The organism is Streptomyces sp. NPDC004609 (assembly GCF_042873655.1).
Classification (GTDB): domain Bacteria; phylum Actinomycetota; class Actinomycetes; order Streptomycetales; family Streptomycetaceae; genus Streptomyces.
In genome coordinates, this window is the sequence record NZ_JBIALS010000045.1 from 26230 (window position 1) to 50958 (window position 24729).

Genomic DNA, 24729 nt, shown 5'->3' on the forward strand with positions numbered 1-24729 from the left:
GGGGCTCTGCCGGAAGCTGCGAATGCTGAACCCGGTATACGGGCAGGCTGTGGGAGAGAACAGGGGGCGTGAGATCGGCTGTCAGACAGGTCATGTGATCGTGGTGGCCGTCAGGATCGACGGACCGTGGGCGTTCGCCGCCGTACGCCGGAGCCGGTGGCACGTGCTGAACGGATGCCTGACCAGGAGATTGAGCAACGGGCCGAAGCCCTTCGTGGTCCGCTTCCCGGCCGGGGGCCTGGACGAGCCCCGGTGCGAACTGATCGCCGTCTGCCTGGCCTTGCTGGCCGTACGCGACGGGGACGAGGCGTTCCTCTCCGTCCTGCCGGAGACGCGCATGCTCATCGAGTCCGTGGTCGCCGGTGCCGAGCCGCGGCTCTCCGGCGAGACCAGGCTGCTGGACGAAGTGCGCCCCAGACTCGCGGACCTGGTCTTCTTCCCCCGGGAAACCCGCAGCCGGTACCCGGACCCGCGGTCGGCACTGGAGGCGATGCTCCCGGCCTCAGGCACGGACCCGGTGGCCGTCCGGACCCTGGAGGACGCCGCCAACGCCGTACGCATCGGCATCCGCAACGGAGCCGGGCTACCGGTCCACGACCTGACCGAACGCGGGTTCACCACCGACTACGGCCGAGCGAACCACAGTGCCTGCGCCTTCGTGGACACCGACAGGGACGGCCGGGCCACCGGAGACGTCTTCGCCGTACGGCTGCCAGCTGTCCTCGATTCCCACTGGGGCGAGATCGTCGCGGTGCTCCTCACCTTCATCCACGCCCGCAACGCCGGGCAGGGCCGCTCCCCCGTCTACACCGACGCGGCAGCCGTCGTCCAGCGGCTCCGCGAACTGCGCCTGCTGCGCCGGAGCGCCCCTCCAGCCCTGATCGCCCTGCTGCTGAACCACGACCGGCTCCGCGGAATCAAAGGCATCGACGCCCGCTGGGTACGCCGTTCCGGCACCGACGCACAGCGCACCGTCGACCAGACAGTCCGGCACGTGAGCGCCACCGGACACGTGACACTGCACGGCGTCCGCGAACTACGGCTCGACCTCTTCCTCCCCAAGCACTGACCCTCACGCGATGCCACCTGCCGAAACGCCGCCGGCAATCCGCTCATGTTCTCCATGGCCATGGCACTCCTGGACGACCAGAATGTTCCGAAGGGGAGAGCGGGCCTCTACCGAGCCTTCATCGAGCAGTTGGCGGCTGCGGCGGCGATGGCCCGGTCCACGCCCGCGTTGCCGGTCAGCCGACCGACTCGTTGCCGGTCCCGGACATCGACGTCGTGGCCCCTGCGGTCGGCGGCGGTGCGCATCTCGGCGAACCGGGTGGCGGCCGTCGCGGCATCGTCTGGCGGGGGCTGGTGCTGGCCGACCTCAAGCCCACCGGCGGTCATGTCGACGCCGGCGTGCTGGAGGGCGGCGAGCTGCCCGGCGAGCTGCGGCCAGGCGGGGGACGCCGTCAGGTCGGTGAGGATGTCGCCGGGGAGGGTGGTGCGCAGGGTGTCGGCGGCCCAGCCCGGGGCCAGCTTCGCCGCGTCCTCGCCGAGTCCGGGCTCGTCGTCCGTGTCTGTGCCGCAGTGGTGCCTTCGGGCGGCGCGGCGGACCGCGTCGGTGACGGTGAGGATCAGGCGGACTGCCATCGCCGCCGACTGGGCTGCCTCGGTGAGCGCTTCGGCGAACGGCTCACCGAGCGGCGCGGGCTGGAATGTCCTGAAGGAACAGGGCTCCCGTGGTTGGGGGTGGGTGGTTCAGCAAGATACGGAGATACGGGCGGGGGGCCGTCAGCGTGATCGGGGGCCCGGGCCGCCGCTGTGGTGCGGGTCGGGCCGGGGCCCGCGCAGTGCGGGCCGTACGGGCGCCGGACCCGGAGGGGGCGGTGAAACCGGCGAGGCGGGCGGCCTCCCTCAGAAGCGCCCCGGCCGCGGCGGCCGAGCGGGCGTGCAGGCGCAGACGGCCAGGGCGGGGGCGTCGTTGACGCCGTCGCCTACGACCAGGACCCGGCGCCCTTCGGCCTCCCACGCCTTGACGGCGCTGACCTTGTCCTGGGGGAGCAGCCCGGCGCGGACGTCGGTGATGCCGACCTCGTCGGCCAGCTGCTGCGCAGCACGCTCGTTGTCGCCGGTCAGCAGGGCGGGCGTGCGGCCGGTCAGCTCGGTGAGCGAACGAGGCGTACATCGCCGCCGCCGCCCGCACCGAACCGCCGTTCCGCCTCCAGGGCTCGTACCGCAACCTGAACCGGATCGCCCAGCGGATCAGCCCGGTGATGAACGACACCGAACTCGCCGCCCTCGTCGGCGACCACTACTGGGGCGAGGCCCAGACCCTCACCCTCGGGCGCGGAGGCGAACCTGCTGAAGCTCGCGGAGCTGCGCGGCACGCTGACGGAGGCCCAGGCCGCCCGCTGGCCGGAGATCCGCACGGCGTACACGCACGCGCGTGCGGGCGCCGACGGCTCGGACGCGGCGGCGGCCCGCCTGCGCGCGGCGGAGTCCCTGGCCGCGATCGCGGACCGGCTGGCCGCGATCGCGGACCGGCTGGGGGCGGTGGCGGAGCGGCTGGGGGCTGACTCCGGGGGACCCGAGGGAGGTGTGGGGCGCGGCGGACGTGCCGGGCGCGGCGGACCGGTGGTGACCGCACGGGGCGGCCGGTACGCCCGATGCGTGGTGTGTGAGTCCGTGATACGAGCGTGATATGCGGGCTTTCCTTGCCGCCCCCGAATTGACTCTCTTACGGTGTACAGGACCTTACGGTGTATAACCGTTCTCGATCACTGGGGAGCACCACATGATCAAGGTAAGGACCAAGGCCGCGGGCGCAGTTCTCGCAGGGGCGGCACTCATGACGGGGCTCGGCGCTGGGGAGGCGATGGCGGCGGCCAGCGCCCCCTCGGAGTTCCAGGTCAGCGGATCCGACGGTGTCCGGGCGGGCTACTCGAACGGCTCCGTGACCTTCTACGAGCGGTCTGCCAAGATCACCGGGACCGTGAAGTCGCACACCAAAGGCTGTGTGCGCGTCGAGTTCGTGGTGTTCTCACGCGGTCAGGTGATGGACGTCCAGTACCGGACCGCGTGCGGACTCGGCCCCGGCTCGTCCAAGGGCTTCAACTTCACCTCACCCGCCCTGAAGGGAGGGGTGAGCGAGGTACGGATCGACCTCGAAGCGGTGGAAGCCAGCGGGGCGACGCTGCGCAAGCTCGACAAGATGGTAATCAAACCCTGATGACAGGGAAGGGGGGGGGGGGGGCCGCGCCCCCCCGCCCCCCCCCACCACAAAAAAACCCCCAAAACCACACCCCACACCCCCCCCCCCCCCCCCCCCCCCCCCCCCCCGCCCCCCCCCCCCCCCCCCCCCCCCCCCCCCCCTTCTCCCGTTCTCCGCCCTTCTCCCTCGCCGCCCGTCGCCGCCGCCGACGGGCGGCGATGCCAGTGGCGGCGCCTGCGGTGGTCAGTGCCTTTGATCCACGTACCACCAGCGGGAGACCCATGTCCGAGACCGGCGTCGTCGTGCCCGAGGCGGCACAGCACCCGTCGATCGTCCACGAACCCACGCGCCGCGCCCTCAGCGGCTGCCCGGGGCTGCGCGGACACGGCCCGGTGAGCTTCCATCCGCTCACGGCGCCGCAGCCGCAGACGGTCCGCGACCATCTGACCGCCAAAGGCGGGGACCCCGCGGAGCCGAAGCCGGAGCTGGAGCTGGTCCTGATCGGGCATCTGATCCTGGAGGGCGAGCCGACGGGCGACGAGGTCGTCCTCGACGGTGCCAACGGCCGGGTGTTCAGCATGTGGATGTTCGAGGACGCGCCCAGCCTGGCGAAACTGCTCCCGCTGGCGCCTTCCGTCGCCGCGCTGGGCCGTCTGCTGGACATGGTGGACGCGTTCCGCGCCCGGCGCGGCCCGTTCGCCGTGCTGGCGGGCCGTACGGGGCCCGATGCGGTCCGCGATGCCCGGCCGCTGCTCCATGCGGCGATCGCCGAGGAGGACTGGGACGAGGAGGGCTCGGGCCCTGCCGTTTCCGCGTCGGACCGGAAACACGCGATACCGGCGTTCTGGCGGATCGCGGCGGAGATCCGCCCGCTCGGCCTGATCGCCGGACCAGGGCGGGGGCTGGCGCTGGATCTGCCGCCGGGACTGCTGGACGAGGAGTTCGGGGCGGACGAGATCATCCGGATCTCCGCGGACCGGGCCCCCGGCCCTGGCCCATGAACCGACCCGGCGGTTCCTGACCGAGGTCGGCGTGCCCTTCGACGGCTCCCTGTTCTACCGACCGGACCCAGGCCCCCTGCCCACCCTCCCGGAGGAGTGGGCCAGTTCGCGGAGCAACCCCAAGCACGCCCATCTGTGGCGGGGAGACGAGCAACTGCCGCCCGATGCGGAACACCTGGTCATCGTCGGCGGGCTGGTCGCGGACTACGACATCGTCGTCGACGGCCGGACCGGCGCCCTCTTCTACACCCTGCTCGGCGACGAGCTGACCCCGGTGAACGACGACATCTCCACTCCCGTGTTCTGCCTGTGGCTCTACCACCGGGAGCGAGAACTCAACGAGACACACGACTTCACCCAGGACTTCTACCACCACCTCGCCGACACCATGGTCGAGCTGCTAGCCGCGGTCGACACGGTCGCCTGTCTGCCCGCCGAGGACCCGGACGACTACCGGTACTGGCCGGAGGTGTGGCACGACGAGGCGGGCGGGGTGCTCTGAGGGGCCTGACGGGCACCCGCCGTCCGGGCTTCGGCCGCCAGGGCACGGGCCGCCTGGGCATCGGGCGCCTCCGTATCGGCCGGGTCGGTACCGCCCGGGGCGGCGGACCAGGCCACCCGGGACGGGGGCGTGACCGGCCCCGGCCCGGCGGGCGCGGCCGGGACGGCGATGGCGGACGCGCAGACGGCGAGGATGAAGGAGTGGGCGGTGTAGGACGTCATGCCCCGAGCGTGGCCGAACACCGGCCCCCGGCCCATCCGGCAGCCGGGAGCCCGGAGGTGGGGCCAGCCCCCCCCTCACCTGCCCCGGGCCGGGCCCCAGGCCCCGGGGGCCAGTCCCCTGCCGCGAGCCCGGGGCGGAGGCAGCCCCCGTCCCGCTTCCCTCTGTTCAGCCCTTGCGGGGTGATCAGCCCCTTGCCGGTGTTCAGCCCTTGCGGGCGACGGCCCCGTACATCGCGATGTCCCGGTCGTCGAGAACCTCCGCGCCCTCGTCGGGCCGCCAGTGGTGGACCTGCTTCAGCCCCGGCTCCACCATCTCCAGCCCGCCGAGGGACGCCTCGGCCTCCTCCCGGTTGCGCAGCCGCATCGGCATGCCCCGGCGCTCGTACTCCTGCTGCACATCGATCCCGGTCGGCAGCGGGCGCGGCTCACCCGAGATGCGCATCTCCACGGGCAGGCCGGCAAAGGCGATCCGGTCGATCAGCGGGCTGAGCCGGCTCAAGCTCGGCTGCGGTGAGAGGTCCATATCGTAGGGTTCGTCGTCGCCGTTCTGCGCGGGTGCGAGCAGGCCGAGCAGGTGCCGCAGCTCGGTCATCGTGTTCCGCCCGGCGGTCTCGACGGCGCTCATCGCCGCCGCGGCCTCCTCGGGCATCGTGGCCAGCACCTCGCGGGCGGCTCCGGCCTGGACCACCATGAGGCTCACCTTGTGGCTGACGATGTCGTGGAGCTCGGTGGCGATCCTGGCCCGCTCGGTGTCGACCGCCGTCCGCGTCGCGCTCTCGCGCTCCCGCTCCAGCAGCCAGCCGCGCTCCTCGATGGCCGCCTGGTGCAGCCGCCGCGCCCGGACCACCGCCGCACCCAAACACCCGGCGACGCCAACTGCCGCCGCCAGGGCGATGACCAGCCAGATCGTCCCAGATCCCCACACCGGATCATCTTCGCAGCTGCACGACGCGCCCCACATCAGCCCCCGGATGCAGCTCCATACATCCCCGGGATGACCCGCCCGGACGGATACATCCGGGGGGTGACGCCCCGTCCGCGGACTCCGTCCTAAGTTCGAGCCATGACAACCGATCATGGCAGTGCCCGGCACGTGGTGGTGCGGCTGGACGGCGTGCACAAGGAGTACGGCGACGCGAAGGCCCTGGACGGCCTGTCGCTGGAGATCAGGGCGGGGGACGCGGTCGCCGTGATGGGCCCCTCCGGCTGCGGCAAGTCCACCTTGCTCAACATGGTGGCCGGCCTGGACCGGCCGACCTCGGGCACAGTCGAGGTGCAGGGGCATGACCTCGGGGAACTGAACGAGACCGGGTTGGCGCTGTTCCGGCGGCGGAACGTCGGCATGATCTTCCAGTTCTTCAACCTCATCGACGATCTGCCCGCCCTGGACAATGTGGTGCTGGCCGCGCAACTGACCGGCACCCCGGCCCGGCAGGCGCGCCGCCGGGCCCTGGAGCTCCTGGACGAACTCGGTGTCGCCGAATGCCGGAACAACTATCCGGCGACGCTGAGCGGCGGCGAGCGCCAACGCGTGGCCGTCGCACGGGCGTTGATGAACCGTCCCGCGCTGTTGCTGGCCGACGAGCCGACCGGCGCCCTCGACAGCCGGTCCGGCGAGCAGGTGATGGATCTGCTGATCGACCTCAACCAGATCGGCCAGACCCTGTTGATCGTCACCCATGACCCGCAGCTGGCCACCCGCTGCGCCAGCCGGCTGATCGAAGTCGCCGACGGCCGGGTCGCCCGCGAGAGCACGCTGGAGGCGACCGCGTGAGCGCCGTATGGAGAGCCTCCCGCGCGGCCGTGAAGCGCCGTCGGCTCCAGACCTTCGTCATCGGGCTCGTCGTGCTCTGCTCCACCACGACCGTCCTGCTCGCGCTGGCGCTGCTGAGCGCCGCCTCGGGCCCCTTCGACAAGGCCTACGCCGCACAGCGCGGTGCCCATACGGTGGCGGCCTTCGACACCACGAAGGTCTCGCAGGAGCAGTTGGCACGGACCGCCCGGCAGCCCGGGGTGGAGGCCGCGGCCGGACCGTTCGGGCAGGCCGTCGTCGACATCCCCAAGGACTGGCTCTGGACGGCGGGCGGCACCCTCACGGTGGTGGGCCGGGCCGATCCAGCAGGACCCGTGGACCGGATCGAACTCCTTGAGGGCCGCTGGGCCACCGCACCCGGCGAGATCGTCGTCAACTGGTCCGCCCAGGGCTCCCCAGGCACCGCGCTCCTCGGCACCAAGCTGGAGACCCCCGGCGGAGCGACGCTGACCGTCGTCGGATTCGCCGCCAGCATGAGCAAGTCGGCGAGCGCCTGGGTCTCGCCCGAGCAGATGGCCGCACTGCACCCGACCTCCGCCCAGATGCTCTACCGCTTCACGGACTCCTCGACGGAGGCCCAGCTGAGCGCCTCGCTGACACGGGCCACCACGGGACTGTCCAAGGAATCGCTGACCGGCGCTCAGACCTACCTCACCCTCAAGCAGGCCTTCTCCGCGCTGGCCGACTCCTACCTCCCGTTCATCACACTCTTCGGCATCCTCGGCCTGCTCGTCTCCACCCTGATCGTCGGCAACGTGGTCAGCGGGGCGGTCGTCTCCGGGTACCGGCACATCGGAGTGCTCAAGGCCCTGGGCTTCACCCCCAACCAGGTCGTGGCCGTCTACCTGACGATGCTCTCCGTACCGGCGGTGGTGGGCTGCGTGCTGGGCACGCTGGCCGGCAACGCGCTGGCCGGGCCGATCCTGAAGGTCGCGTTCACCGGCATCGACGTGGGCCGGGCCTCGGTCGGCGGCATCAGCCCGTGGGTGTCCGTGGCCTGCCTCGTGGGCATGCCCGCCCTCGTCCTGCTGGCCGCGCTGGTCCCCGCCCTGCGCGCCCACCGGCTGCCCGCCGCGGAGGCGATCAGCGCGGGCGGCGCGCCGCGGACCGGGCGCGGGCTGCGCGTCCAGCGGCTGCTCGGCGCCACCCGGCTGCCGCGCCCGGTCAGTCTGGGCCTCGGCCAGCCGTTCGCCCGCCCCGGCCGCACCCTGCTGACCATGGCGGCCATCGTCCTCGGGGTCACCACGGTGACCCTGTCGACCGGACTGACCAGCACCATGGTGGCGTACGGCAATGTCGGGCGGGAGGACGGAGGCGCCAGGATCCACGTGACGACCGGGGGATCGGGCAACGACCGGACCCCGCCCCGGCTCAGTGACCCGCAGATCGAGAAACGGCTGCGGTCCCTGCCGGGTGCGGAGGGGGTACGGGCCCGCGCGCTGTCCCAGGCGAACATGACCGGGCAGACCCAGCCCGTCTTCGCCGACTTCTACCGCGGCGACGATTCCTTGTACGAGCACACCATCGTCAAGGGCCGGGCGCCGGCCGCGGCGGGCGAGATCGTGGCCGGTCCGGCGTTCCTGACCCAGCGCGGGCTGAAGCTCGGTGACCGGGTCACGCTGGAGCTGAACGGCAGGAAGATCACCGCGACCGTCGTGGGCCAGATCATGGAGGGCGACGCCCGTGCCCTGGAGGCCACTTGGGAGAGTTTCGCCCAACTCGCACCGGACGCCCACGCCACCGAATACACGGTACGTCTCGCCCCCGGCGCCGACGCGCGCGCCTACGCCGAGGCGGTCGCGGCGCTCGACCCGGGCCTGCACGCGTCGGTGATGGACTCCGGCAACGCCGGCACCGCCACCGTCATCACCTTCTCGACGGTGTTCACGGTGCTGCTGACACTCGTCGCGTCGCTCGGTGTCTTCAACACCGTTCTCCTGAACACCCGTGAGCGGCGCCGGGACCTGGGCATGCTCAAGTCGATCGGGATGACACCCCGGCAGGTGGTGGTGATGACGGTGACCTCGGTCGCCGGGCTGGGCGCGGTCGGCGGGCTGCTCGGCATCCCGCTCGGGATCGCGGCGCACCGCCTCGTCGTGGACAACGTCGGGGTGGTCGACTTCCCCGCATATATGAAGGACGTGTGGCACGCGCCGCAGCTGGCCGCGATGCTCCTGGCGGGTGTGGCGATCGCAGTCCTCGGCGCCCTGATCCCTGCCCGGTCGGCGGCCCGGATGACCATCGCCTCGGTGCTGCACACCGAGTAGATCACCTGTCGGCATGGTGCAGAGAAGGTCCAGGATGCTGCCGCCGGCGGCCGGGATGTCCCGGGCCCGGTCGGCCATCAGCCCTGGAGCACGGCGGCGAACCCGGCCGGCTTGCGACCGTCAGGTCGCGCGGCTGCGGTACGGGTACGCCGCTTCGCGTTCCGCGCGCCCGCTTCGCTGCGGACTTTGGCGGCCGCGCGTGTCTGGTGCAGGGCGACCGGGCCAGGTCGATGCCGGACAGCTCTCCGGCGGCCGTCCGGCCCCGCCCGTGGTCGCTGGTGGAACGTCTGTTCTTTGCGCCGGTGTCTGCCCCTTGATCAGAGCGGCGGGGATGGCCTGGTGCAGCACTTTGTGGCGGGGTAGGGAGAGGCGGAACGTCTTCTCCACGACGGTGAGGGACTTGGCGTGTGCCGTATTCCTGTTGTCCTCGGTCGGGATGCCCGCGGCCTGGACGGCGTCACGGAGCAGGTCCGGGCGAGGACCGGTGATCTCGTGTGACCAGGTATGCATGTACATCTGGAAGCCGCACGTGTAGACGCCGCCGTGGAAGTAGCTGAATTCCGGCGGCGGCAGCTTCGGATTCTGCGTTCCGTAGTAGAGCTGGAACACGTGATCGTCCCGAACGGACAGGCCGTCGGTGTATCCGGGTCCCATTTCCCCGGGCCATTGCCCGTAGGCCACGGCGAAGGACAGGTCCCCGTCCGTGCCGTAGCGCACAGCGAGCACCACTACCGCTACATGAACGCGGCAAGCCCGGCGGCGTCGAGTTCCCGCCCGGCTGGACTCCACGACACCTGGAGCGAGGCGGATGCCTCACGATCACCTACGCCGACAAGGGCGCCTTCCGTGAATGGTGCTCGACGGCCCGCCCGGTCGCAGGGCTTCCACGTCGGTGCGGGACTCCCTCAAGGCCCGCAGCGCCGTCAGGTCAATCGCCTCCTGGGGCCGGCTTTTGGCTCCCGGTCGGCGGCCAGGGGCACGAGCAGTTGCTCGGGCATCGCCGCCTGCTGGTGCGCGACGACGTCGTACACCCGGCCCCGCACGGTGTTAGCCGTGGCGGTGGTGGTGCGCAGCTTCTCGCGGACCACCGCGCCGGCGAGGACCGCGCGGTCTTAGCTCAGCGGGATGCGAGGTACCTCCCACTCCCCCGGCTCCTACCCCGGAACCGGCGAGTGCGAGTACCCGGGTCCCGGCGCCCTGTGAACGCCCCCTGTCCGCAAGGATGGACGGCTCGATGATCTCCCACAAACCGTCCGGCGCGCCCGCCGCACCGTCCCGCCGCAGACGATGCCGTCCTGGCAGGTCCAGGGTGTCTTGGTCTTGGCCCGGGCCCGGCTGGCGTTGTCCTCACGGTGGCAGATGTGCACGTGTGGGCCCCGGCATTGACCGCACGCGGCCTGCTCGCGCAGGTGAGGTCGACCAGGCGCAGCCCGCACAGCTCACCGATCCGGAAACCGCCGTCGGCCAGCCATGTGACCACCATCCGGTCCCGCGCGCACGACACCGCCCCCCAGCAACACTTCCCGGGCGCCCTCGGACAGCGTCTTCGGATGCCGGCGCACCCGCTGGGCCGGAGCCAGAGGGTTCGCGGGCATGCTGTGCAGAACGTGCCCGAGCATCGCCCGCCGCCGGTCCGCCCGCGTCGGCAGCCGCGTCACGCGCAGTGCCTCCGCCAGTACGGGGTTCACGCCGTGGATGCCCAGGCGGAGGTAGAAGCCCTTCAGGCAGGCCGCCGCGGTCTTCAACGCGCTGTGCCCGTACGGGCGCTTCCCCTCCCGCCACGGCAGCCCGAAAGGCCCCGGATAATCCGCCCCCGGAGCCGCCCTGTAGTGCCGCAGACCCTCAAGTGACACTGCTCCTGTGTCCAGGCCCGCGAACCGTAGCCACCGCAGATGATCCACCAGCACGTACGCGTACGTACGGTCCGTACCCGCCGCGCAGGTACGCAGGAACCCGTCCGACTCCGCCACCACCGAGCAGTCCGCATCCACGACCGTCTAACAGACCTGCCCGCCCCCACGGATGATCTCCTGCACCCGTAACTCACCCACCACCAGCCGAACGCGCGCCATCCGCCGCCCCTCCGAGTAACAGCGCCACCCCAGCAGCGGCACCACCAGCCCCCGAGTCCACACCCCTCCCCCGCACCCGCGGGCCACTCCACGCGAACGTCACACACACCCCAGTGACGGTTGGTAAAGCCGACGAGGCTTACAGAACTGCCAGCGACAGCAATCACATTGAGAGGACGCACTCCGGCGCAGGACTCTAGGGGTTCCCGATTTGTTCCGCCGCACGCAGCGCCAGCGAGGCCGCGAGCGTCACCCCGGGGTGCGCAGCCATTGCGACGACCCCCGGAGCGCTCGCCAGCGGTGCGCAGAGCACGCCGTCGCCGGCCGGGATCGGGCGGACGCCTGTGGTCACGTCCCCCAGCACCGGTTCCCGCGGCAGTCCGAACGCCTCCCTCACGGCACTCAGGGACGCACGCACCCGCGCCCGCGTCGCCGTCTCCGTCTCGCCCGGGACCACGTCCTCGGCGCCGACGAAGCCGTGCCGGGCGGACGGCCTGATCTCGAAAGCCGGCGTGGACACCACCCGGTCCAGGCGTAGTTCCGGCGCGGAGAAGGTGAAGCGCGCGGCCGGGACACCGGGCACTTCGATGTGCTCGCCGAGCTGCTCCGCGAGGGCGGGCAGGCCCGTCCCGCAGGCGAGTACGATCCGATCGACGACGAGTAGTGCCACTCCGGTGCCCTGCAGTTCGTAGCCGCCCGCCCGCCGCGCCCGGATGCGATCCACCAGAGCGGCGACGACGGTGGCCCCACCGGCCCGCGCGCGGGCGAGGAACGCGCGGCGCAGGTCGTCCGGCTCGACCATGCCCTCGTCGCTCGCGTGCGCGACGACCGGCGGCGGCACCCGCAGGCCGGGAAGGATCTGCCGCAGAGCCTCCGCCCCGACGGTCGCGACGCCGGGACCCGATCGCTCGGCGAATCGAGCCGTCGCGGCTGCGGTCGATGCCCAGCTCACGGCGCCGTTCCAGGTGATGACGCCGCGCAACGGCGGCGTCGCCGTGATGTTGCGCAGCACGCCGAGCGACCGGGCGAGCTCGTCCTGGTCGCGCGCGGCCGACGGCGGCTCCGCCGCCGACCCGTGCGAGTTGAGCCAGCCGAACGCCACATCCGTCACCGGCGGCCGCGACTCCTCCGCCGTGCAGACCACGACGGACAGGCCGCGGCGCACGAGCTCGTCCGCCACCGCCGCTCCCAGCGCGCCCGAGCCGACCACGGCGACACGCATCATGCTCTCCCGAACCATCCGCCAACCTCTGATTCCTCGGCGACCGACGCCCGCGTGGCTATCTCGTCGAGTGAGACCAGGTCCCGGCCGGCGGCGGCGTTGGCCCGGCTGCGCTCGGCGCCCGGCACCTTGTCGAACATCGCCTCCATCCACCACTTTTTCAGGACGGTGTTATCGGGTCGCCTGCATCCGCGGCCATGACCTCGTCGTGGAAGCGGGCGTGCTTCTCACGGGAGAGGGCCGCGCCGATCGCGTTGATCGTGCGCGGGATGGCGGTGACCCTGGGGTGCGGCGGGTCTTGGGGCTGGGCGCTCACTGCGTCCTCCTCGGCCGGGGTCCGGGTGTCCTGCGCGGATCTTTGCCGGCGCTGGCTGGTGGTGCCTCCCCAGGATCTCAGCAGGCATTGGTCCTGAGGCCCGGGGGTTGCTCCCCGGCGGGCGTCAGGGTCGCGGCGGCTGTGCCGGAGCGGCCGACGTCGACTGCCCGGGGCCAGCCGAGCACCAACCACATCCACCCATCTGCGCAGTAGTGCGCACTACTGTAGAGTTCTGCGCATGGACACATATCCCATCACCGAGGCCCGGAACAAGCTCGGGGCCCTCGCACGGCAGGTCAGCGCCGAGCAGAAGCACGTCGCGCTCACCGACCGGGGCCAGACCATGGCCGTGCTGATCAGCCCGGCCGAACTCGAGGAACTCGAATACCACCGGATCAGCGCCGAATACCTCGCGCGCAAGGAGCGCGGCGAGACCGGTCCCGGCATCCCCCACGACGAGGCCCGCCGCAGGATCTTCGGGGACGGCTCGTGACCTACCGCGTCACCTGGGAGCCCTCCGCCCTGGCCGCCGCGGAGAAACACGCCGCCGACGACCGCGAGGGCATCCAGCAGGTCTTCCTCGCCGTCGACCTCCTGGCCGACAACCCCCGCCCCTCCGGCGCCTTCACCGTCGGGACCACCGGCGCCTTCACCGTCGGGACCACCGGCATCTACCGCATCCAGATCGGCTTCTACCGCATCCAGTACCAGGTCCACGACCAGACCGTCACCGTCACCGTCTTCCACCTCGGCCGCGCCTAGGCACGGCGGGCGCTGGGCGGGCCCGGCGGCAGCCCTGGACGCATTCCGGCACCCGCAGAGCGTTCCGTTCAGTAGTGGCAGTCCCGGGCCGCTGCCTCCCAGTCGATGGCGAGGAGTCCGGGATCGGCGTTGCCGCCCGCCGGCACCGAGGCAGCGGCCTGGAACCAGATGACGGTGAGCGCCGAGAAGTCGTAGGACGGATCGGCCGGTTCCGAGCGGAACCAGCCCACGCACGTCACAGCAGGGAGCAGTTCAACCGGGCCCATGGACCCGGGCCGGACATCGGGATACTCCCGGGAGGGCGGGACCAGGAGCGCCGGGGCGAACCTCCGGTTGTCCTGGACCAGCCGGGTCAGCTTCCTGTCGTTCAGCTCCTTGAAGGGAGAGCCCTCCAGCAGCCCCCCGTACGTCTGCGACAGGCTCAGGTCCAGGAGCTCGACCCGACGGCCGGAGGCAAGGGATACCCACTTCAGCGGCATGGGCGAACACTATCCCGCCGCACACGGAAGTGAAGTCCTGCCGGTTCAGCCGGTGAACCGGGGCGGCGGGCTGTGACCGTCGCCTGGGGTGCGGAGCCGGTCGCCGGGCCCGTGGTCGACGACCATGTGCTGCGGCATGTGTGGACGGCGCTGGGTCCGCTCGTGGTCGGTGGCTGGCCCGTGCGCTACGGCCTCGGCACCCATCACCGGGAGGAGACTCTCGCGGTGATGGACGAGGTGCTGGCCGGGCTGCATCTGGCGGTAGACGCCGCGGGGCGGCTGCGGTGGCTGGGCAAGGCCCCATCGCGGCGGCGGTGTCGTTGCCCCCATGCGACAGGTGATTGCCCATTCGCGACACCATGGCGGCGTATACGTGAACACGGCTCCGGTGGCCCGCAGCCCGGTGACCGTCCTGACGCGGTGACCGGCCGGACCCTCAGCGGCAGGGTCGTCTGCCGGTGACATCTGTCCGGCCCCTTCTTCTGTGGACCGTTCACGCTCGGCTACGGATGCCTGGCAGGGGTCTAGGAAGCCGCCCGAAATCGATGGGTGCCCCGGTGGCTGCAGACGGTTCGGGCAAGTGGACAGGGTGTTGGCTGCCGCCGCGTCCACACCTGCGGACGACCCGGCCTGATCCCATCCGTCTCGGTCCGTCCAGGCTGAGCAGACGGCCGCATGCCTGCGTCGCCGGACCCGCCACACTCAGCACGTCGAAGGAATGACCTTCGACGTTGACAACTACCATCCCGAACTCGAGCACCTGGATCCGCGCGTCCCCACCGAATCCTACGCGCTGGCCGACGCCGTGGACGACGACGAGGGCGGCGACGCCCGCTGTCGGACCGTCTCGGTCGCCGCAAGGTGTTTGTCATCACGGCCGCCGCGGTGATGGGGGTGGCGATGCTGGTACCGCTCCTCCTGCCGACCCTCACCGGCATGATCATCTATACCGTCGTCTGCGGTCTTGGTTTCGGTGTCTACCAGGCCGTGGACTCGGCCCTGATGTCCGAAGTGCTGCCCTCAGCCGACACCTTCGCCAAGGACCTCGGCGTACTGAACATCGCAGCCGCCTTGCCGCAGACCGTCGGCCCGTTCCTCGGCGGCGCCATCGTCGTCGGCTTTGTTCCTGGACTGGCCACCCTCGCTGAGGATGCCCGATTTCAAGAACGCCTTCACCAGGTCAAGGACGCGCCGGTCTCCGACTCGGTGACGCACTCGGCCCATCAGGGCCGTGTGGTCGATCGAGTCGAAGCACGCCTCGATGTCCCCCTCCACCATCCACTCATAGGAGTTCTTGGCGAAGTGGTGTGCCTCGGCGAACGCGTCATGAGCCCGGCTTTTCGGGCGGAACCCGTAGGAGCACGGGAGGAAATCCGCCTCGAAGATCGGCTCCAGTACCAGCTTCAGGGACGCCTGGACCACCCGGTCCCGCACGGTGGGAATCCCCAGCCGACGGCGCTTGGCCCTCCCCGGTTTGGGGATCATCCGTTCGCGCACGGGAAGCGGTCGGAAGGTGCGGTCTCTCAGATCGGACCGAACCCCGTCGAGGAATGCCTCGACGCCTTGCCCGCCCTCCACCGAGCGGGCCGTCTGCCCGTCCACTCCGGCCGAGCGAGCGCCCCTGTTCCTCCTCACCCGATCCCACGCGACCAGCAGGAACGCGGGATCGGCAACGAGATTGAACAAGTCATCGAACCGGCGATCACGATCGTCGGTCGCCCAACAGTGCAGTTTGGTCTGCATCTCCAGTACCCGGCGCTCGGCCTTGAGCAGCGCGAACTCCAGCGCGTCGGAATCACCGGCGGCCTCCCGGCATTGCAGCATCCTCCCTGCCGACTTGCTGGCCCCCTTCGCCATGCACGGAGCTTTCCTCCGCTCGGACTACTACGGGGCCTCCGCCCCGCCTGCGGCCCTCAGCCGGCAACGGGCCTGCCCTCCTCGCCGGACCGGCTGTCCGGAGGGGAAAGGGCGACCGCAGGCGGTTCCCACGTTCACCATGTGCCGATCGGCCAGGTCGGCGTCCCGCTACTACCCCGGCAGCATCACCACGCCTACGCCGCAGACCTTCAGCGTGGCCTCCCCACCGGCAGTTGGAGACCGGCTTCGGAGTTGACCGCCCCTGCCGAAGCGAACGATCACGCACTGCACCCCGGGCCCATATCCGCCAGATTGGAGCCCGGTGACAAGACTTACGGGGCTTTACACGGATTCCTCTTCGTACGCCTTCTGGCCTTGCTTGCCGAACCCGACGCGTCTGGCAGTTCCGCGCCGTCCCGGCGTTGTCAGGGCTGCTTCCCGTCCTCACCGGCGTTCCCCGGCCCGGACTGCCCTCAGCTTCTACCCGGCCGCTGCGACGGCCCGGCGGTAGAGGTCTCCCACCTCCACTCGGTCACATGGCGCCTCGTGGCGCACCCACCCGTTCTTCCGCTCCAGCGGCGCGACCAGCCCCCGCATATAGGCCAGCGCCGACTGACGCAGCTCCTCCCGGCTGAACCGGTGCAGGGGCCGGTTCACCCAGTAGGTGAGGGACAGCTGGCCGACGGACGCGTGACGCACGTCCTCGCCTTCGGGGTCTGCGGCACGGTGACAGGTGTCGGCTGCGGAACCGCCCTCGCCGGTGGAGCCGACCGCTGGCGCCAAGGTACACCGGGCCGTAGACGTCGAGAAAACGGCGGAATTCGGCCCAACTCGGCCAGTGGTCGAGATCTTTCTCGTTCTCCGGGATATCGGCTGGCCGAAAGTCGGCGACCTGTGCCCGCTGATCGGTCTGTTCCAGCGCTTCACGAACGGCGGCACGAGCCTGTCCGGCATTCGCGTAGTCACGACCGTCGATGACGAAGGCGGCCCTCAGCTCCCCGTTCGATCCGAAGGCGATCCATACGAAGGTCAGGTGCTCATGGTATGCGATCGACCCCAGGTCCAGCGACTTCGTCGGATCTCCTCCTGGTCGAACGCGGCCGCTTCGGCGAGCATCCCCTTCACTTTCTCCGCCTCGGCCGTCGGTATCTCGACATACGGCTTGCAAAGCGTGTTGTGTACCAAGTCTGCGGTGAGCAGTTCCCACTCGGGCGTGAATGCCCCGGTCTTGTCTGGGCGCGGGCGGGGGGCCATCGGGCGGCGGGTGACTGACGCGGGCAGGACCTGTGCGTCGTCCCGGCGGCGTACCGGGATTCCCAGAGCATGCTCCATTCCGCGGTCGGTGAGGAGTTCCGTCCGCCGGGCGGTAATGTGCTGGTGAACCGTGGTTCCGTGTTTGCGGTCGATGTCCTGTCTTGCCCAGACCAAGTGGCGGTTCAGGTCGGCGAGTTCTGCTTCGAGGTGCCGCTGCGCGGCTCCGCGTCACCGCTCCGGCCCGTCCAGTCAATGTGGAGTTCACCGTCGTGGATGCGCGTCGTCTATTCCCGCTCAACCCACGTATGAGGGCGGAGCGTGAAGACCTCGCTCTCGCCGGTGCAGGGGTACGACGAAGGTCAGCAGGATGGCCAGCCTCTCCACCCAGCGTCCCGCAAAGTCCTCCACCACGACATAGGTGTCGTGTGGCTCCAACATCGACTTGTCCTCGGGACGCAGCATTGGGCAGGCGATGCTGTACTTGTCCACCAGATAGGTGGCGATGTCGTCGTCCGAGGACTTGAGGAAGTCGTCGGCCTTCCAGTCCCGTACCTCCAGCCGGGCGGTCCGCGGTTCCCTGCGAGCAGCACCCCCCGACCGGAACCGTGGAACCCGGCGCACACCCGACGCGACAGCCGAGCACTCAACTCGCCCAGACCCCGAAAATACCACCGACCCCCACCGCAAAGGGGCCGTCAGCAAGCTGACGGCCCCTCATAGACGATCGAGGCTAGGGCTGGGCCTGGTTGAACAGGCTGGTGAAGTTCTTCTGGTAGGCGTCGTAGGGGGCTTTCCCCTCCAGCCTCAGCAGCGCCTCGTCGTTTTCCCGGAGCGAGGACTGGTCCAGATTGTGCGATCCGGTGAAGGTCCACTGGGTGTTGGCCTTGTTCGCGTACGTACCGTCGATCAGGAGGTACTTGGAGTGGACCAGGTACCCGTCCGATGTCTTGAGCTGGCGCAGGGCGATGTTCCCGTGGCCCGCCAGCTTGTCCGCGTCGTTGCTGTTGGCGTAGACGATACGCACGTCGCAGCCCTGGTCCGCGAGTGAGCCCAGTGCCGACGCCACCTCGTCGCGGTGCAGGGCGAAGGCGGCCACGCTCACCTTCGTCCGGCCGGCGCACGAGACGTTGCCGAGAATGTCCACCACGACGTCACCGGTGCTCTGCGGCAGGAAGTAGTACTTCTCCGTACCGACTTTGCCGCTGGTGAAGTAGTTGGGGTTCTTCCTCATGGCGGCCAGGTCGTCGAAGTACTTGTTGTAGGCCGTGTACAGGGCCTTGTTGCCGACGACCGTGTAGGCGTTGTTCCAGTACTTCATGTTCTCCAGCGTCTGGTTGGCGGAGGTCTGGATCACCACGTCATCCGCCCCCGCCCCGGCGTCGCCGACGCGCGAGAAGGTGAAGAACTTGTTGTGGTTGATCGGGTTCACGCCTCCGGTGGCGATACAGGCCTCGCCCGCGGGGCAGACCTCGACCCAGGACCGCTGGCTGCGGTCCCTCCCCAGTTCACCGATGACGTACTCCGCAGCGGGGAAAGTGGAGTACTTCGCGTCCAGTACCAGACGGACGTTCACGCCACGGTCGCGGTGCGCAGCTACGAGAGCCTTCGCGTAGGCTTCGTCGTCCTTGAGGGCGTACAGCGCGGCTGTGATCAGCTGTCCGCGCTGCGTTTTGTTGATCGCCTGGATGATGTGGTTCCTGATCGCCTCCTTTTCGGCCGTTGTGCCCTTCGGGTTGTTGAAGACGGCACCCGTGGTGATGGGAGGCGCGCTCGCCGTGCCGGCCGGTGCGGCGCCGGCCGACACGGCGGCGGACGCGACGAGCGCTCCGGACAGCAGGGCCGCGACCATGATGAGACGCCGTTTCATTCCCGTCCGCCGTCGGCGGAGGGGGGTGGGGATTTCCGTTCCTGCCATATCGGTTCCCTAAGAATGGTTGGCGGTCCGGGAGGACCGGGTGTGGCTGATGTCGGTTTGCCGTTGATGGCTCGAGAGGAATGGCCGCCCGGTCCTCCGGGACGCTCCGACCACTGATTGAGGACTGCGGTCATCGCTGGTCAGGGACCTGTCGGCGGGGTGTTCTCCGGACCGCGGCATGTGGGTGACGAGGGATACGGAGCGACGGGCTTGAGCACGTCTCACAAGCGCATATGGGTCGGCATCGACGCCGGCAAGGGGCATCACTGGGCGGTCGCGGTCGACGCCGATGGCGAGACTTTGTTCTCGACGAAGATGATCAACGACGAGGCCCAGATCCTTGCCCTCATCGAGACCGCCCGCGAGCGGGCCGACGAGATGCGGTGGGCGGTGGACATCTCCGGCAGGGCCTCCACCCTGCTGCTGGCCCTGCTGGTCGCCCACGGCCAGCACGTGGTCTACGTGCCCGGCCGCACCGTGAACCGCATGTCCGCGGCCTACACGGGCGAGGGCAAGACCGACGCTCGGGACGCCCGCGTCATCGCCGACCAGGCGCGCATGCGCCCGAAGGGGTTCGCCCTGCTGGACACACCCCCCGAGCTGGTCACCACACTCCGGGTCCTGACCAACTATCGGGCCGGCCTCACCGCCGACCGCGTCAGGCTGATCAACCGACTCCGTGACCTGCTGGTCGGCATCTGCCCCGCCCTGGAGCGGGCCTTCGACTACTCCGCGGCCAAGGGCCCGGTCGTCATGCTGACCGAGTACCAGACCCCGGCCGCCCTGCGCCGGATCGGCGTCAAGCGGCTGACGACCCGGCTGGAACGCCGCAAGGGTCGCGGCGCCGCCGACGTCGCGGCGAAGGCCGTGGAGGCCGCACAGTCCCAGCACATCGCGCCGCCCGGCGAGAAGCGGGCCGCGAAACTGGTCTGCGACCTGGCCCGCCAGCTGCTGGCCCTGGACGGGCGAATCAAGGACAACGACCGGGAGATCCGCGAGACCTTCCGCACCGACGACCGCGCCGAGATCATCGAGTCCATGCCCGGCATGGGCCCGATCCTTGGTGCGGAGTTCATTGCCATCGCCGGCGACCTGTCCGGCTACCGCGACGCCGGACGTCCGGCCTCGCACGCCGGCCTGGCCCCGGTCACCCGGGACACCAGCCGCCGCACAGGAAACAACCACCGGCCCAAACGCCACAACCGGCGCCTGCGCCGGCTGTTCTCCATGTCGGCGCAATCCGCAATGATGCGGCCGGGCCCGTCCCGGGACTACTACCTCAAGAAGCGGGCCGAGGGACTGCTGCACACCCAGGCCCTGCTCGCACTCGCCCGCCGCCGGGTCGACGTGCTGTGGGCGATACTGCGTGACAAGAGGCTGTTCACCTCCGTCCCGCCTGCCACACAGACGGCTTGACACAGTCATTAAGATTCCTCTCTTTCCGCCGCCTGCGCGGCGTCCGCTGTTCACACACCGCCGGCGTCGGCGGTGCGATGTCGTCCCGCAGGCGCCCACCGGACTCCGGCCCCGCCACCTGTGTGACCCGGTCCGGGCCGGTGGGACGCTGCGGTTGCCGTGCAGTGGGCCTCCGCCGTACCGCACGGCGGAGGCCCACTTCGGTCCGGTGAAGCTTGTCATCTGCCATGAGGTCATCCGCTGTGCAAGGCAGTGGGGTGCGCCGAAGCCGGTACCACGCAGCCCGCATGCTCTGGCCTGCCCGGCCGGTACGGACCCTGGTGTCGTCAGCGGTGACCACTTCGCCGCAACGACGGCAGGGCCCCCTTCCAGGCCTTTTGGGGCAGCGACGGGCTTCGTGCAGAGCGGTCGCCGACAAAGGCGGAATCCCCGGACCGGATGACTCATACCGAACTGACGTCAAACCTCAGACTCAGGTCGGTAGCGCTTCACACTAGAAGTCGGCCATGACCTTGTTGATCCAACTGAGGCTCTCCGGGACGCTCGCATAACTGTCCCGCTCCCCGGTCTTGCATTGGGGATTGTTGTCTCCGGAGAGGACGCCGACCTGGTATCGCCGTCCGTCCACGAGCTTGAACAGCGGGCCTCCCGAGTCCCCGTAGCACCCGGCCCCGTTTATCCCCTTCGCGTCAACCGCCTGACCGCCGTATCCGTCAACTCCGCTGTTGGACACCACTTTCAGCTCGGCGCGCTTGAGCAGAATGCTGCTGGAACCCCCGAGTGAGGTTCTCCCCCATCCGAAGGAATAGGTGGTCGCCCCGACAGCCGGGTGAGCTGTCGCCAGCTGCACGGGCTCGGCGTCGGCCGAACGAGTCGTTTTCATCATGGCGATGTCGTGATTGTCGCGGGCCTTCGTGAACGCGATGTCGACGACGCCGCCCCCGCTGGTGCGATTGAGGCTCTTCACTCGTACCGAGAACTTGCTGTCGTCGAGTCGCACACCGTTGTCGTCGTAGAGGCAGTGCTTGGCCGTCAGGATCCAGCGATTGTCCACGATGGACGCACTGCACTGGTACTGGCCTTTGTACAGCACCGCTGCCATACCGTCGGAAGAAGTGGCGTATTCGCCGCCCACGATCCTAGTGCCTACTCCCCCTTCATCTCCGTCCGGAGAATCCTGGGCCACCGCTGCGTGGCCGGAAAAAAGAGACATCGACAGGACGCCGACGGCCGTCACGGACATGCATGTCTTACGCATTCCCCACCCTTTTCTGGATTGCTGGAGATACAGACGCTAGCTCGGCGGATAGAGCGAAGGCAAGGCTATCCCCGCAATATAAGGAGTGATAGCAAAGCAGAGAGAATGAAAGAACAAACTGGACATTAAACTCCTTGACTTCGCGCTTTCACAAAACGAGCTGTCCGAGCGAACGATCACCGCTGCGGTGATACTCGCCAAGCAAGGCGCCCCAGCCGTATTCACCCTCATCATCACGGCCGAGTTGATAGAGATCATCGAAATTCTGGAACGGCTCCGATCCACGAACCGCCAAACGATCCGAGTACGTCAGGTTCTCCCCGTCCCTGTCTCCAGGAACGAGTCATACGAAGACGAATAGACAGCCCGATCTCCTGTTCAAGGCATTCAAGTTCCTCGACCTCGAACTTCCTGAACGGGCCCACGGTCGAAGCGCCCCCGGTACCAGCGCGACAACTCCTCAGACACGGCGTCTGAGCACTCCGACGAGTATGCGGAAAAATTGTTGTCGAAAGCCAGATTCGTGGGGATCCACTCGGTCGAACCGAGCGCCATCACCGGGTGATTCACCTGCGGGTCGAGATCACTTGGTCCTCGATACGCCGGAAAAAGATGCTTCCGGTTGAGGCGTCCCAGATCGACGTCTGTCACCTGGGCCCGGCATTCACCGGCACGATCGAGCGCCCCGGAGCCCCGGCGGACGTGGAGGCGAAGCTCCGCCTTGCCGAGGAAGCCGACGTACTCATCGCGGCCGCTCCGGTCTGCCGCGGCTCGTCCCCCGGCATGTTCAAGCACTTCTTCGGAGTGGTCGACCCATACCCGCACGCGGACAGGCCCGTCCTCCTTGCCGCGACAGATGGCGACGGGCCCGGGGCGGCACAGGATCGCAGTCCCGGCGAACGGCCGGCCCCCGCGTCTTCCGGTGACGTCCGCGAAGAACCGACCTCCGCCGGACAGGTCCGACCGCCGCCTCAGGAGGTGCCGGCGTAGTCGGATGACGAAGGCCGGACCAACGCAAGCCGGCCCTGCTAACCAGCCGGAGATCATGCTTGCTTCTCCTCCGCGGTCTCCGCCGATGCGGCGGCTGCCGCGCCCTGCCCCGCGAAGTGGCACGCCGCCGGGTGCTCGCCGTCGCCCCGTACCCGCAGAGCCGGTGCTTCCGTGGCGCAGACATCGGCCGCCAGCGGGCACCGGGTCCGGAATCGGCACCCCGAGGGCGGGGCCGCAGGAGAGGGCACCTCGCCGGTGAGCGCGGCCTCGGTCGCGCTGTCCGGACGGTCGCGGACCGAGGGGGCGGCCGAGAGCAGCGCCCGGGTGTAGGGGTGCTGCGGGTCGTCGAAGACCTGCGCCGCGGTGCCGCGCTCCACGATGGTGCCCAGGTACATCACCGCCACCTCGTCGGCGATATGGCGGACCACGTCGAGGTCGTGGGAGATGAACAGGTACGCGATCCCCAACTCGCCCTGGAGGTCCGCGAGCAGGTTGAGGATCTGGGCGCGTACGGACACGTCCAGGGCGGAGACCGCCTCGTCGCACACGACGAGCTTCGGCCGCAGCGCGAGCGCCCGCGCGATGCTGACCCGCTGGCACTGCCCTCCCGACAGCTCGTGCAGGCGGCGCCCGGCGTACGACGGATCGAGCCCGACCTGGTCGAGCAGGCGCGCCACCTCGGCGGCGTGGTCGCCGGGGGCGGCCCGGCCCGCGTGGATGTGCCACCCTTCGGCGACGATGTCCGCCACGCGCATCCGCGGGTTCAGGGACGTGTACGGGTCCTGGAAGACCATCTGCAGGTCGGGGGCGACGCGCCGCCGCTGTCGGCGGCCCGCCGACGCCAGGTCGAGACCGGCGAACGAGACGGACCCGGCGAACGGCTCCAGCAGCCCCACCACCGAGCGGGCCAGCGTCGACTTCCCGCATCCGGACTCGCCCACGACGCAGACCGTTTGACCCGCCCGGACCGCGAGGTCGATGCCCGCGACCGCGTCGACGCGGCGGCGCCCGAGCCCGGACCGGCCGGGAACTGTGTAGCCGGAGTGCAGGCCGCGGATCCGCAGGAGGGCCGCGTCGGCCTCCGGCGGGCTCGCAGGGGTGGCGCTCACGAGGGAACCTCCGCGCTGGTCGCCCGGGCGAGGACCCGGTCGCTGTGATGGCAGGCGGCGGCGTGCCCGGCGGCCGGGCCCGGCCGGGAAGCCGCCAGGGGCACGAGCGGGGGGTCGTCGGTCCGGCATGTCTCGGTCGCGTACGGGCAGCGCGGCGCGAAGGCACAGCCGGCCGGGCGGTGTCCGGGGGCTGGCGGCTGACCTTCGATGGGGACGAGCCGGCCGGGGCGGGCGGGGTCGGGCACCGCGTCGAGCAGCCCGCGGGTGTACGGGTGCGCAGGGCTGGTGTAGACGTCGTCGAGGGCACCGGTCTCGACGATCCGGCCCGCGTACATCACCGCCACGTCCTGAGCGACGCGTGCCACCACGCCCAGGTCGTGCGAGACGAGCAGCATCGCCATCCCCGCGTCGGCCTGCCGGGCGGCGAGCAGCCGCAGGATCTGCGCCTGCACGGTGACGTCGAGCGCGGTGGTGGGCTCGTCGGCCAGCAGGACCGCGGGATCCAGGGTGAGCGCCATGGCGATGACCGCGCGCTGCCGCATTCCGCCGGAGAACTCGTGCGGGTACGCACGGTACTTGTGCTCCGCGTCGGGAATGCCGACCGTCCGCATCAGCTCGACGGCCTGCTTCCGGGCGGCGCTGCGTCCGGTGCCGCGATGGCGGCGCAGGGTCTCGGCGATCTGCCAGCCCACGGTGAAGGACGGGTTCAGGGCGGCCATCGGGTCCTGGAAGACCATGGCCACCTTCGCGCCCCGCAGCCGCCGCCACTGCGCGTCGGTGAACCCGGCCGTGTCCCGGCCGTCGATCTCGACCGATCCGGCGCTGACCCGCGCGCCGGCGGGCAGCAGGCCCATGAAGGCCAGCGACGTCAGCGACTTGCCGCTGCCCGACTCCCCGACCAGGGCGGTGACCCTTCCGGGTACGAGATCGAGGTCGACTCCCCGGACGACCGGGCGTTCGCCGCCGCGGCCGCCGAACCCGATGTGGACGCCGCGAAGCCGTGCGGCGGGGGACCGCGCGGCACCGGTGGTGCGCGCGCCGTCGTCGGCGGGGGAAGCCATCGCTCGCTCCTC

At 70.1% G+C, this 24729-nt stretch carries 30 protein-coding genes and 3 pseudogenes; 14 read left to right on the forward strand and 19 right to left on the reverse strand.

Annotated elements, in window-relative coordinates; all coding sequences use genetic code 11:
- Window positions 1-49: 49 nt before the first annotated feature.
- Window positions 50-1069, forward strand: coding sequence for a hypothetical protein (locus ACFYT4_RS31655; RefSeq protein WP_389276776.1), 1020 nt, complete (start codon window positions 50-52; stop codon window positions 1067-1069).
- 107 nt (window positions 1070-1176) lie between these two features.
- On the opposite strand, the gene ACFYT4_RS31660 is transcribed toward ACFYT4_RS31655, so the two are convergent.
- Window positions 1177-1641, reverse strand: a complete 465-nt coding sequence (locus ACFYT4_RS31660; RefSeq protein WP_389276779.1) for a hypothetical protein — start codon at window positions 1639-1641, stop codon at window positions 1177-1179.
- A 312-nt stretch (window positions 1642-1953) separates the two neighbouring features.
- A pseudogene (locus tag ACFYT4_RS31665) lies at window positions 1954-2172 on the reverse strand (HAD family hydrolase); the annotation flags it as partial.
- On the opposite strand from ACFYT4_RS31665, the pseudogene ACFYT4_RS31670 reads away from it, so the two are divergent.
- The 4 genes and pseudogenes from ACFYT4_RS31670 to ACFYT4_RS31685 all read left to right on the forward strand — a co-directional run.
- Window positions 2163-2691 (forward strand): annotated as a pseudogene (locus ACFYT4_RS31670) (hypothetical protein); the annotation flags it as partial. The pseudogenes ACFYT4_RS31665 and ACFYT4_RS31670 sit on opposite strands and share 10 nt — an antisense overlap.
- A 94-nt stretch (window positions 2692-2785) precedes the next feature.
- The gene (locus ACFYT4_RS31675; RefSeq protein ID WP_389276781.1) at window positions 2786-3220 is read left to right on the forward strand and encodes a hypothetical protein; all 435 of its coding nucleotides are present in this window, start codon (window positions 2786-2788) and stop codon (window positions 3218-3220) included.
- Window positions 3221-3483: 263 nt separating this feature from the next.
- Window positions 3484-4203, forward strand: coding sequence for a hypothetical protein (locus ACFYT4_RS31680; RefSeq protein WP_389276784.1), 720 nt, complete (start codon window positions 3484-3486; stop codon window positions 4201-4203).
- A 16-nt stretch (window positions 4204-4219) separates the two neighbouring features.
- Window positions 4220-4705 carry an SUKH-4 family immunity protein gene (locus ACFYT4_RS31685; protein WP_389276886.1) on the forward strand — a complete coding sequence of 162 codons (486 nt, stop codon included), beginning with the start codon at window positions 4220-4222 and terminating at the stop codon, window positions 4703-4705.
- On the opposite strand, the gene ACFYT4_RS31690 is transcribed toward ACFYT4_RS31685, so the two are convergent.
- Entirely contained in the window at window positions 4654-4926 is a 273-nt protein-coding gene (locus tag ACFYT4_RS31690; RefSeq protein ID WP_389276788.1) for a hypothetical protein, read from the reverse strand. The two genes, ACFYT4_RS31685 and ACFYT4_RS31690, sit on opposite strands and share 52 nt — an antisense overlap.
- Window positions 4927-5128: 202 nt before the next feature.
- On the reverse strand, window positions 5129-5851 hold the full coding sequence (locus ACFYT4_RS31695; protein WP_389276790.1) for a histidine kinase: 723 nt from the start codon (window positions 5849-5851) through the stop codon (window positions 5129-5131).
- Window positions 5852-5989: 138 nt separating this feature from the next.
- On the opposite strand from ACFYT4_RS31695, the gene ACFYT4_RS31700 reads away from it, so the two are divergent.
- Entirely contained in the window at window positions 5990-6700 is a 711-nt protein-coding gene (locus tag ACFYT4_RS31700) for an ABC transporter ATP-binding protein (RefSeq protein ID WP_389276793.1), read from the forward strand.
- Window positions 6697-9006, forward strand: a complete 2310-nt coding sequence (locus ACFYT4_RS31705) for an FtsX-like permease family protein (protein ID WP_389276796.1) — start codon at window positions 6697-6699, stop codon at window positions 9004-9006. The genes ACFYT4_RS31700 and ACFYT4_RS31705 overlap by 4 nt, the downstream gene beginning before the upstream one ends.
- Window positions 9007-9126: 120 nt before the next feature.
- Here ACFYT4_RS31705 and ACFYT4_RS31710 read toward each other — a convergent pair whose 3' ends face one another.
- The 6 genes from ACFYT4_RS31710 to ACFYT4_RS31735 form a co-directional block, all read right to left on the reverse strand.
- A complete protein-coding gene (locus ACFYT4_RS31710; RefSeq protein WP_389276799.1) occupies window positions 9127-9735 on the reverse strand; it encodes a hypothetical protein in 609 nt (202 codons plus the stop codon).
- 194 nt (window positions 9736-9929) lie between these two features.
- Complete coding sequence (locus tag ACFYT4_RS31715) at window positions 9930-10094, reverse strand: hypothetical protein (protein WP_389276802.1); 165 nt, start codon at window positions 10092-10094, stop codon at window positions 9930-9932.
- Window positions 10095-10445: 351 nt separating this feature from the next.
- Window positions 10446-10997, reverse strand: coding sequence for a hypothetical protein (locus ACFYT4_RS31720; protein WP_389276805.1), 552 nt, complete (start codon window positions 10995-10997; stop codon window positions 10446-10448).
- A gap of 277 nt (window positions 10998-11274) precedes the next feature.
- Window positions 11275-12303, reverse strand: a complete 1029-nt coding sequence (locus ACFYT4_RS31725) for an NAD(P)/FAD-dependent oxidoreductase (protein WP_389276808.1) — start codon at window positions 12301-12303, stop codon at window positions 11275-11277.
- Window positions 12300-12440, reverse strand: coding sequence for a hypothetical protein (locus ACFYT4_RS31730; RefSeq protein WP_389276811.1), 141 nt, complete (start codon window positions 12438-12440; stop codon window positions 12300-12302). Before ACFYT4_RS31730 ends, ACFYT4_RS31725 begins: the two co-directional genes overlap by 4 nt.
- A 20-nt stretch (window positions 12441-12460) precedes the next feature.
- Window positions 12461-12616 carry a hypothetical protein gene (locus ACFYT4_RS31735; RefSeq protein ID WP_389276814.1) on the reverse strand — a complete coding sequence of 52 codons (156 nt, stop codon included), beginning with the start codon at window positions 12614-12616 and terminating at the stop codon, window positions 12461-12463.
- Between the two features lie 238 nt (window positions 12617-12854).
- Between ACFYT4_RS31735 and ACFYT4_RS31740 the strand changes: the two genes are divergently transcribed.
- The gene (locus tag ACFYT4_RS31740) at window positions 12855-13109 is read left to right on the forward strand and encodes a type II toxin-antitoxin system Phd/YefM family antitoxin (RefSeq protein ID WP_389276817.1); all 255 of its coding nucleotides are present in this window, start codon (window positions 12855-12857) and stop codon (window positions 13107-13109) included.
- Window positions 13106-13378 (forward strand): type II toxin-antitoxin system RelE/ParE family toxin, encoded by a 273-nt coding sequence (locus tag ACFYT4_RS31745; RefSeq protein ID WP_389276820.1) that lies wholly within the window; start codon window positions 13106-13108, stop codon window positions 13376-13378. The genes ACFYT4_RS31740 and ACFYT4_RS31745 overlap by 4 nt, the downstream gene beginning before the upstream one ends.
- 68 nt (window positions 13379-13446) lie before the next feature.
- On the opposite strand, the gene ACFYT4_RS31750 is transcribed toward ACFYT4_RS31745, so the two are convergent.
- Window positions 13447-13857 carry a hypothetical protein gene (locus ACFYT4_RS31750; RefSeq protein ID WP_389276823.1) on the reverse strand — a complete coding sequence of 137 codons (411 nt, stop codon included), beginning with the start codon at window positions 13855-13857 and terminating at the stop codon, window positions 13447-13449.
- A gap of 72 nt (window positions 13858-13929) precedes the next feature.
- Here ACFYT4_RS31750 and ACFYT4_RS31755 point away from each other — a divergent pair, with 72 nt between their 5' ends.
- From ACFYT4_RS31755 to ACFYT4_RS31765, 3 genes and pseudogenes are all read left to right on the forward strand, one after another.
- Entirely contained in the window at window positions 13930-14319 is a 390-nt protein-coding gene (locus tag ACFYT4_RS31755) for a hypothetical protein (RefSeq protein WP_389276826.1), read from the forward strand.
- A 256-nt stretch (window positions 14320-14575) separates the two neighbouring features.
- Window positions 14576-14746: a hypothetical protein gene (locus tag ACFYT4_RS31760; RefSeq protein ID WP_389276829.1), complete on the forward strand. Its 171-nt coding sequence runs from the start codon at window positions 14576-14578 to the stop codon at window positions 14744-14746.
- Window positions 14746-14913 (forward strand): annotated as a pseudogene (locus ACFYT4_RS31765) (MFS transporter); the annotation flags it as partial. The gene ACFYT4_RS31760 and the pseudogene ACFYT4_RS31765, both read left to right, overlap by 1 nt.
- Here the strand turns inward: ACFYT4_RS31765 and ACFYT4_RS31770 are convergent.
- From ACFYT4_RS31770 to ACFYT4_RS31790, 5 genes are all read right to left on the reverse strand, one after another.
- A complete protein-coding gene (locus ACFYT4_RS31770) occupies window positions 14878-15714 on the reverse strand; it encodes a reverse transcriptase domain-containing protein (protein WP_389276832.1) in 837 nt (278 codons plus the stop codon). The pseudogene ACFYT4_RS31765 and the gene ACFYT4_RS31770 sit on opposite strands and share 36 nt — an antisense overlap.
- A gap of 480 nt (window positions 15715-16194) precedes the next feature.
- Window positions 16195-16413, reverse strand: a complete 219-nt coding sequence (locus ACFYT4_RS31775; RefSeq protein ID WP_389276892.1) for a hypothetical protein — start codon at window positions 16411-16413, stop codon at window positions 16195-16197.
- 330 nt (window positions 16414-16743) lie between these two features.
- Window positions 16744-17046, reverse strand: coding sequence for a hypothetical protein (locus ACFYT4_RS31780; protein WP_389276835.1), 303 nt, complete (start codon window positions 17044-17046; stop codon window positions 16744-16746).
- A gap of 216 nt (window positions 17047-17262) precedes the next feature.
- Complete coding sequence (locus ACFYT4_RS31785; protein ID WP_389276838.1) at window positions 17263-17589, reverse strand: hypothetical protein; 327 nt, start codon at window positions 17587-17589, stop codon at window positions 17263-17265.
- Window positions 17590-17698: 109 nt separating this feature from the next.
- Complete coding sequence (locus tag ACFYT4_RS31790) at window positions 17699-18835, reverse strand: phosphatidylserine/phosphatidylglycerophosphate/cardiolipin synthase family protein (protein ID WP_389276841.1); 1137 nt, start codon at window positions 18833-18835, stop codon at window positions 17699-17701.
- A 258-nt stretch (window positions 18836-19093) separates the two neighbouring features.
- Here ACFYT4_RS31790 and ACFYT4_RS31795 point away from each other — a divergent pair, with 258 nt between their 5' ends.
- Window positions 19094-20299: an IS110 family transposase gene (locus tag ACFYT4_RS31795; protein WP_389276844.1), complete on the forward strand. Its 1206-nt coding sequence runs from the start codon at window positions 19094-19096 to the stop codon at window positions 20297-20299.
- Between the two features lie 493 nt (window positions 20300-20792).
- Here the strand turns inward: ACFYT4_RS31795 and ACFYT4_RS31800 are convergent, their stop codons facing one another.
- Window positions 20793-21542 (reverse strand): S1 family peptidase, encoded by a 750-nt coding sequence (locus tag ACFYT4_RS31800; RefSeq protein WP_389276847.1) that lies wholly within the window; start codon window positions 21540-21542, stop codon window positions 20793-20795.
- Window positions 21543-22169: 627 nt separating this feature from the next.
- Here ACFYT4_RS31800 and ACFYT4_RS31805 point away from each other — a divergent pair.
- On the forward strand, window positions 22170-22547 hold the full coding sequence (locus tag ACFYT4_RS31805; protein WP_389276850.1) for an NADPH-dependent FMN reductase: 378 nt from the start codon (window positions 22170-22172) through the stop codon (window positions 22545-22547).
- Window positions 22548-22600: 53 nt separating this feature from the next.
- Here ACFYT4_RS31805 and ACFYT4_RS31810 read toward each other — a convergent pair whose 3' ends face one another.
- Together ACFYT4_RS31810 and ACFYT4_RS31815 are read right to left on the reverse strand one after the other, a co-directional pair.
- Complete coding sequence (locus tag ACFYT4_RS31810; RefSeq protein WP_389276853.1) at window positions 22601-23656, reverse strand: ABC transporter ATP-binding protein; 1056 nt, start codon at window positions 23654-23656, stop codon at window positions 22601-22603.
- Complete coding sequence (locus ACFYT4_RS31815; RefSeq protein WP_389276856.1) at window positions 23653-24717, reverse strand: ABC transporter ATP-binding protein; 1065 nt, start codon at window positions 24715-24717, stop codon at window positions 23653-23655. The genes ACFYT4_RS31810 and ACFYT4_RS31815 overlap by 4 nt, the downstream gene beginning before the upstream one ends.
- Window positions 24718-24729: the final 12 nt, after the last annotated feature.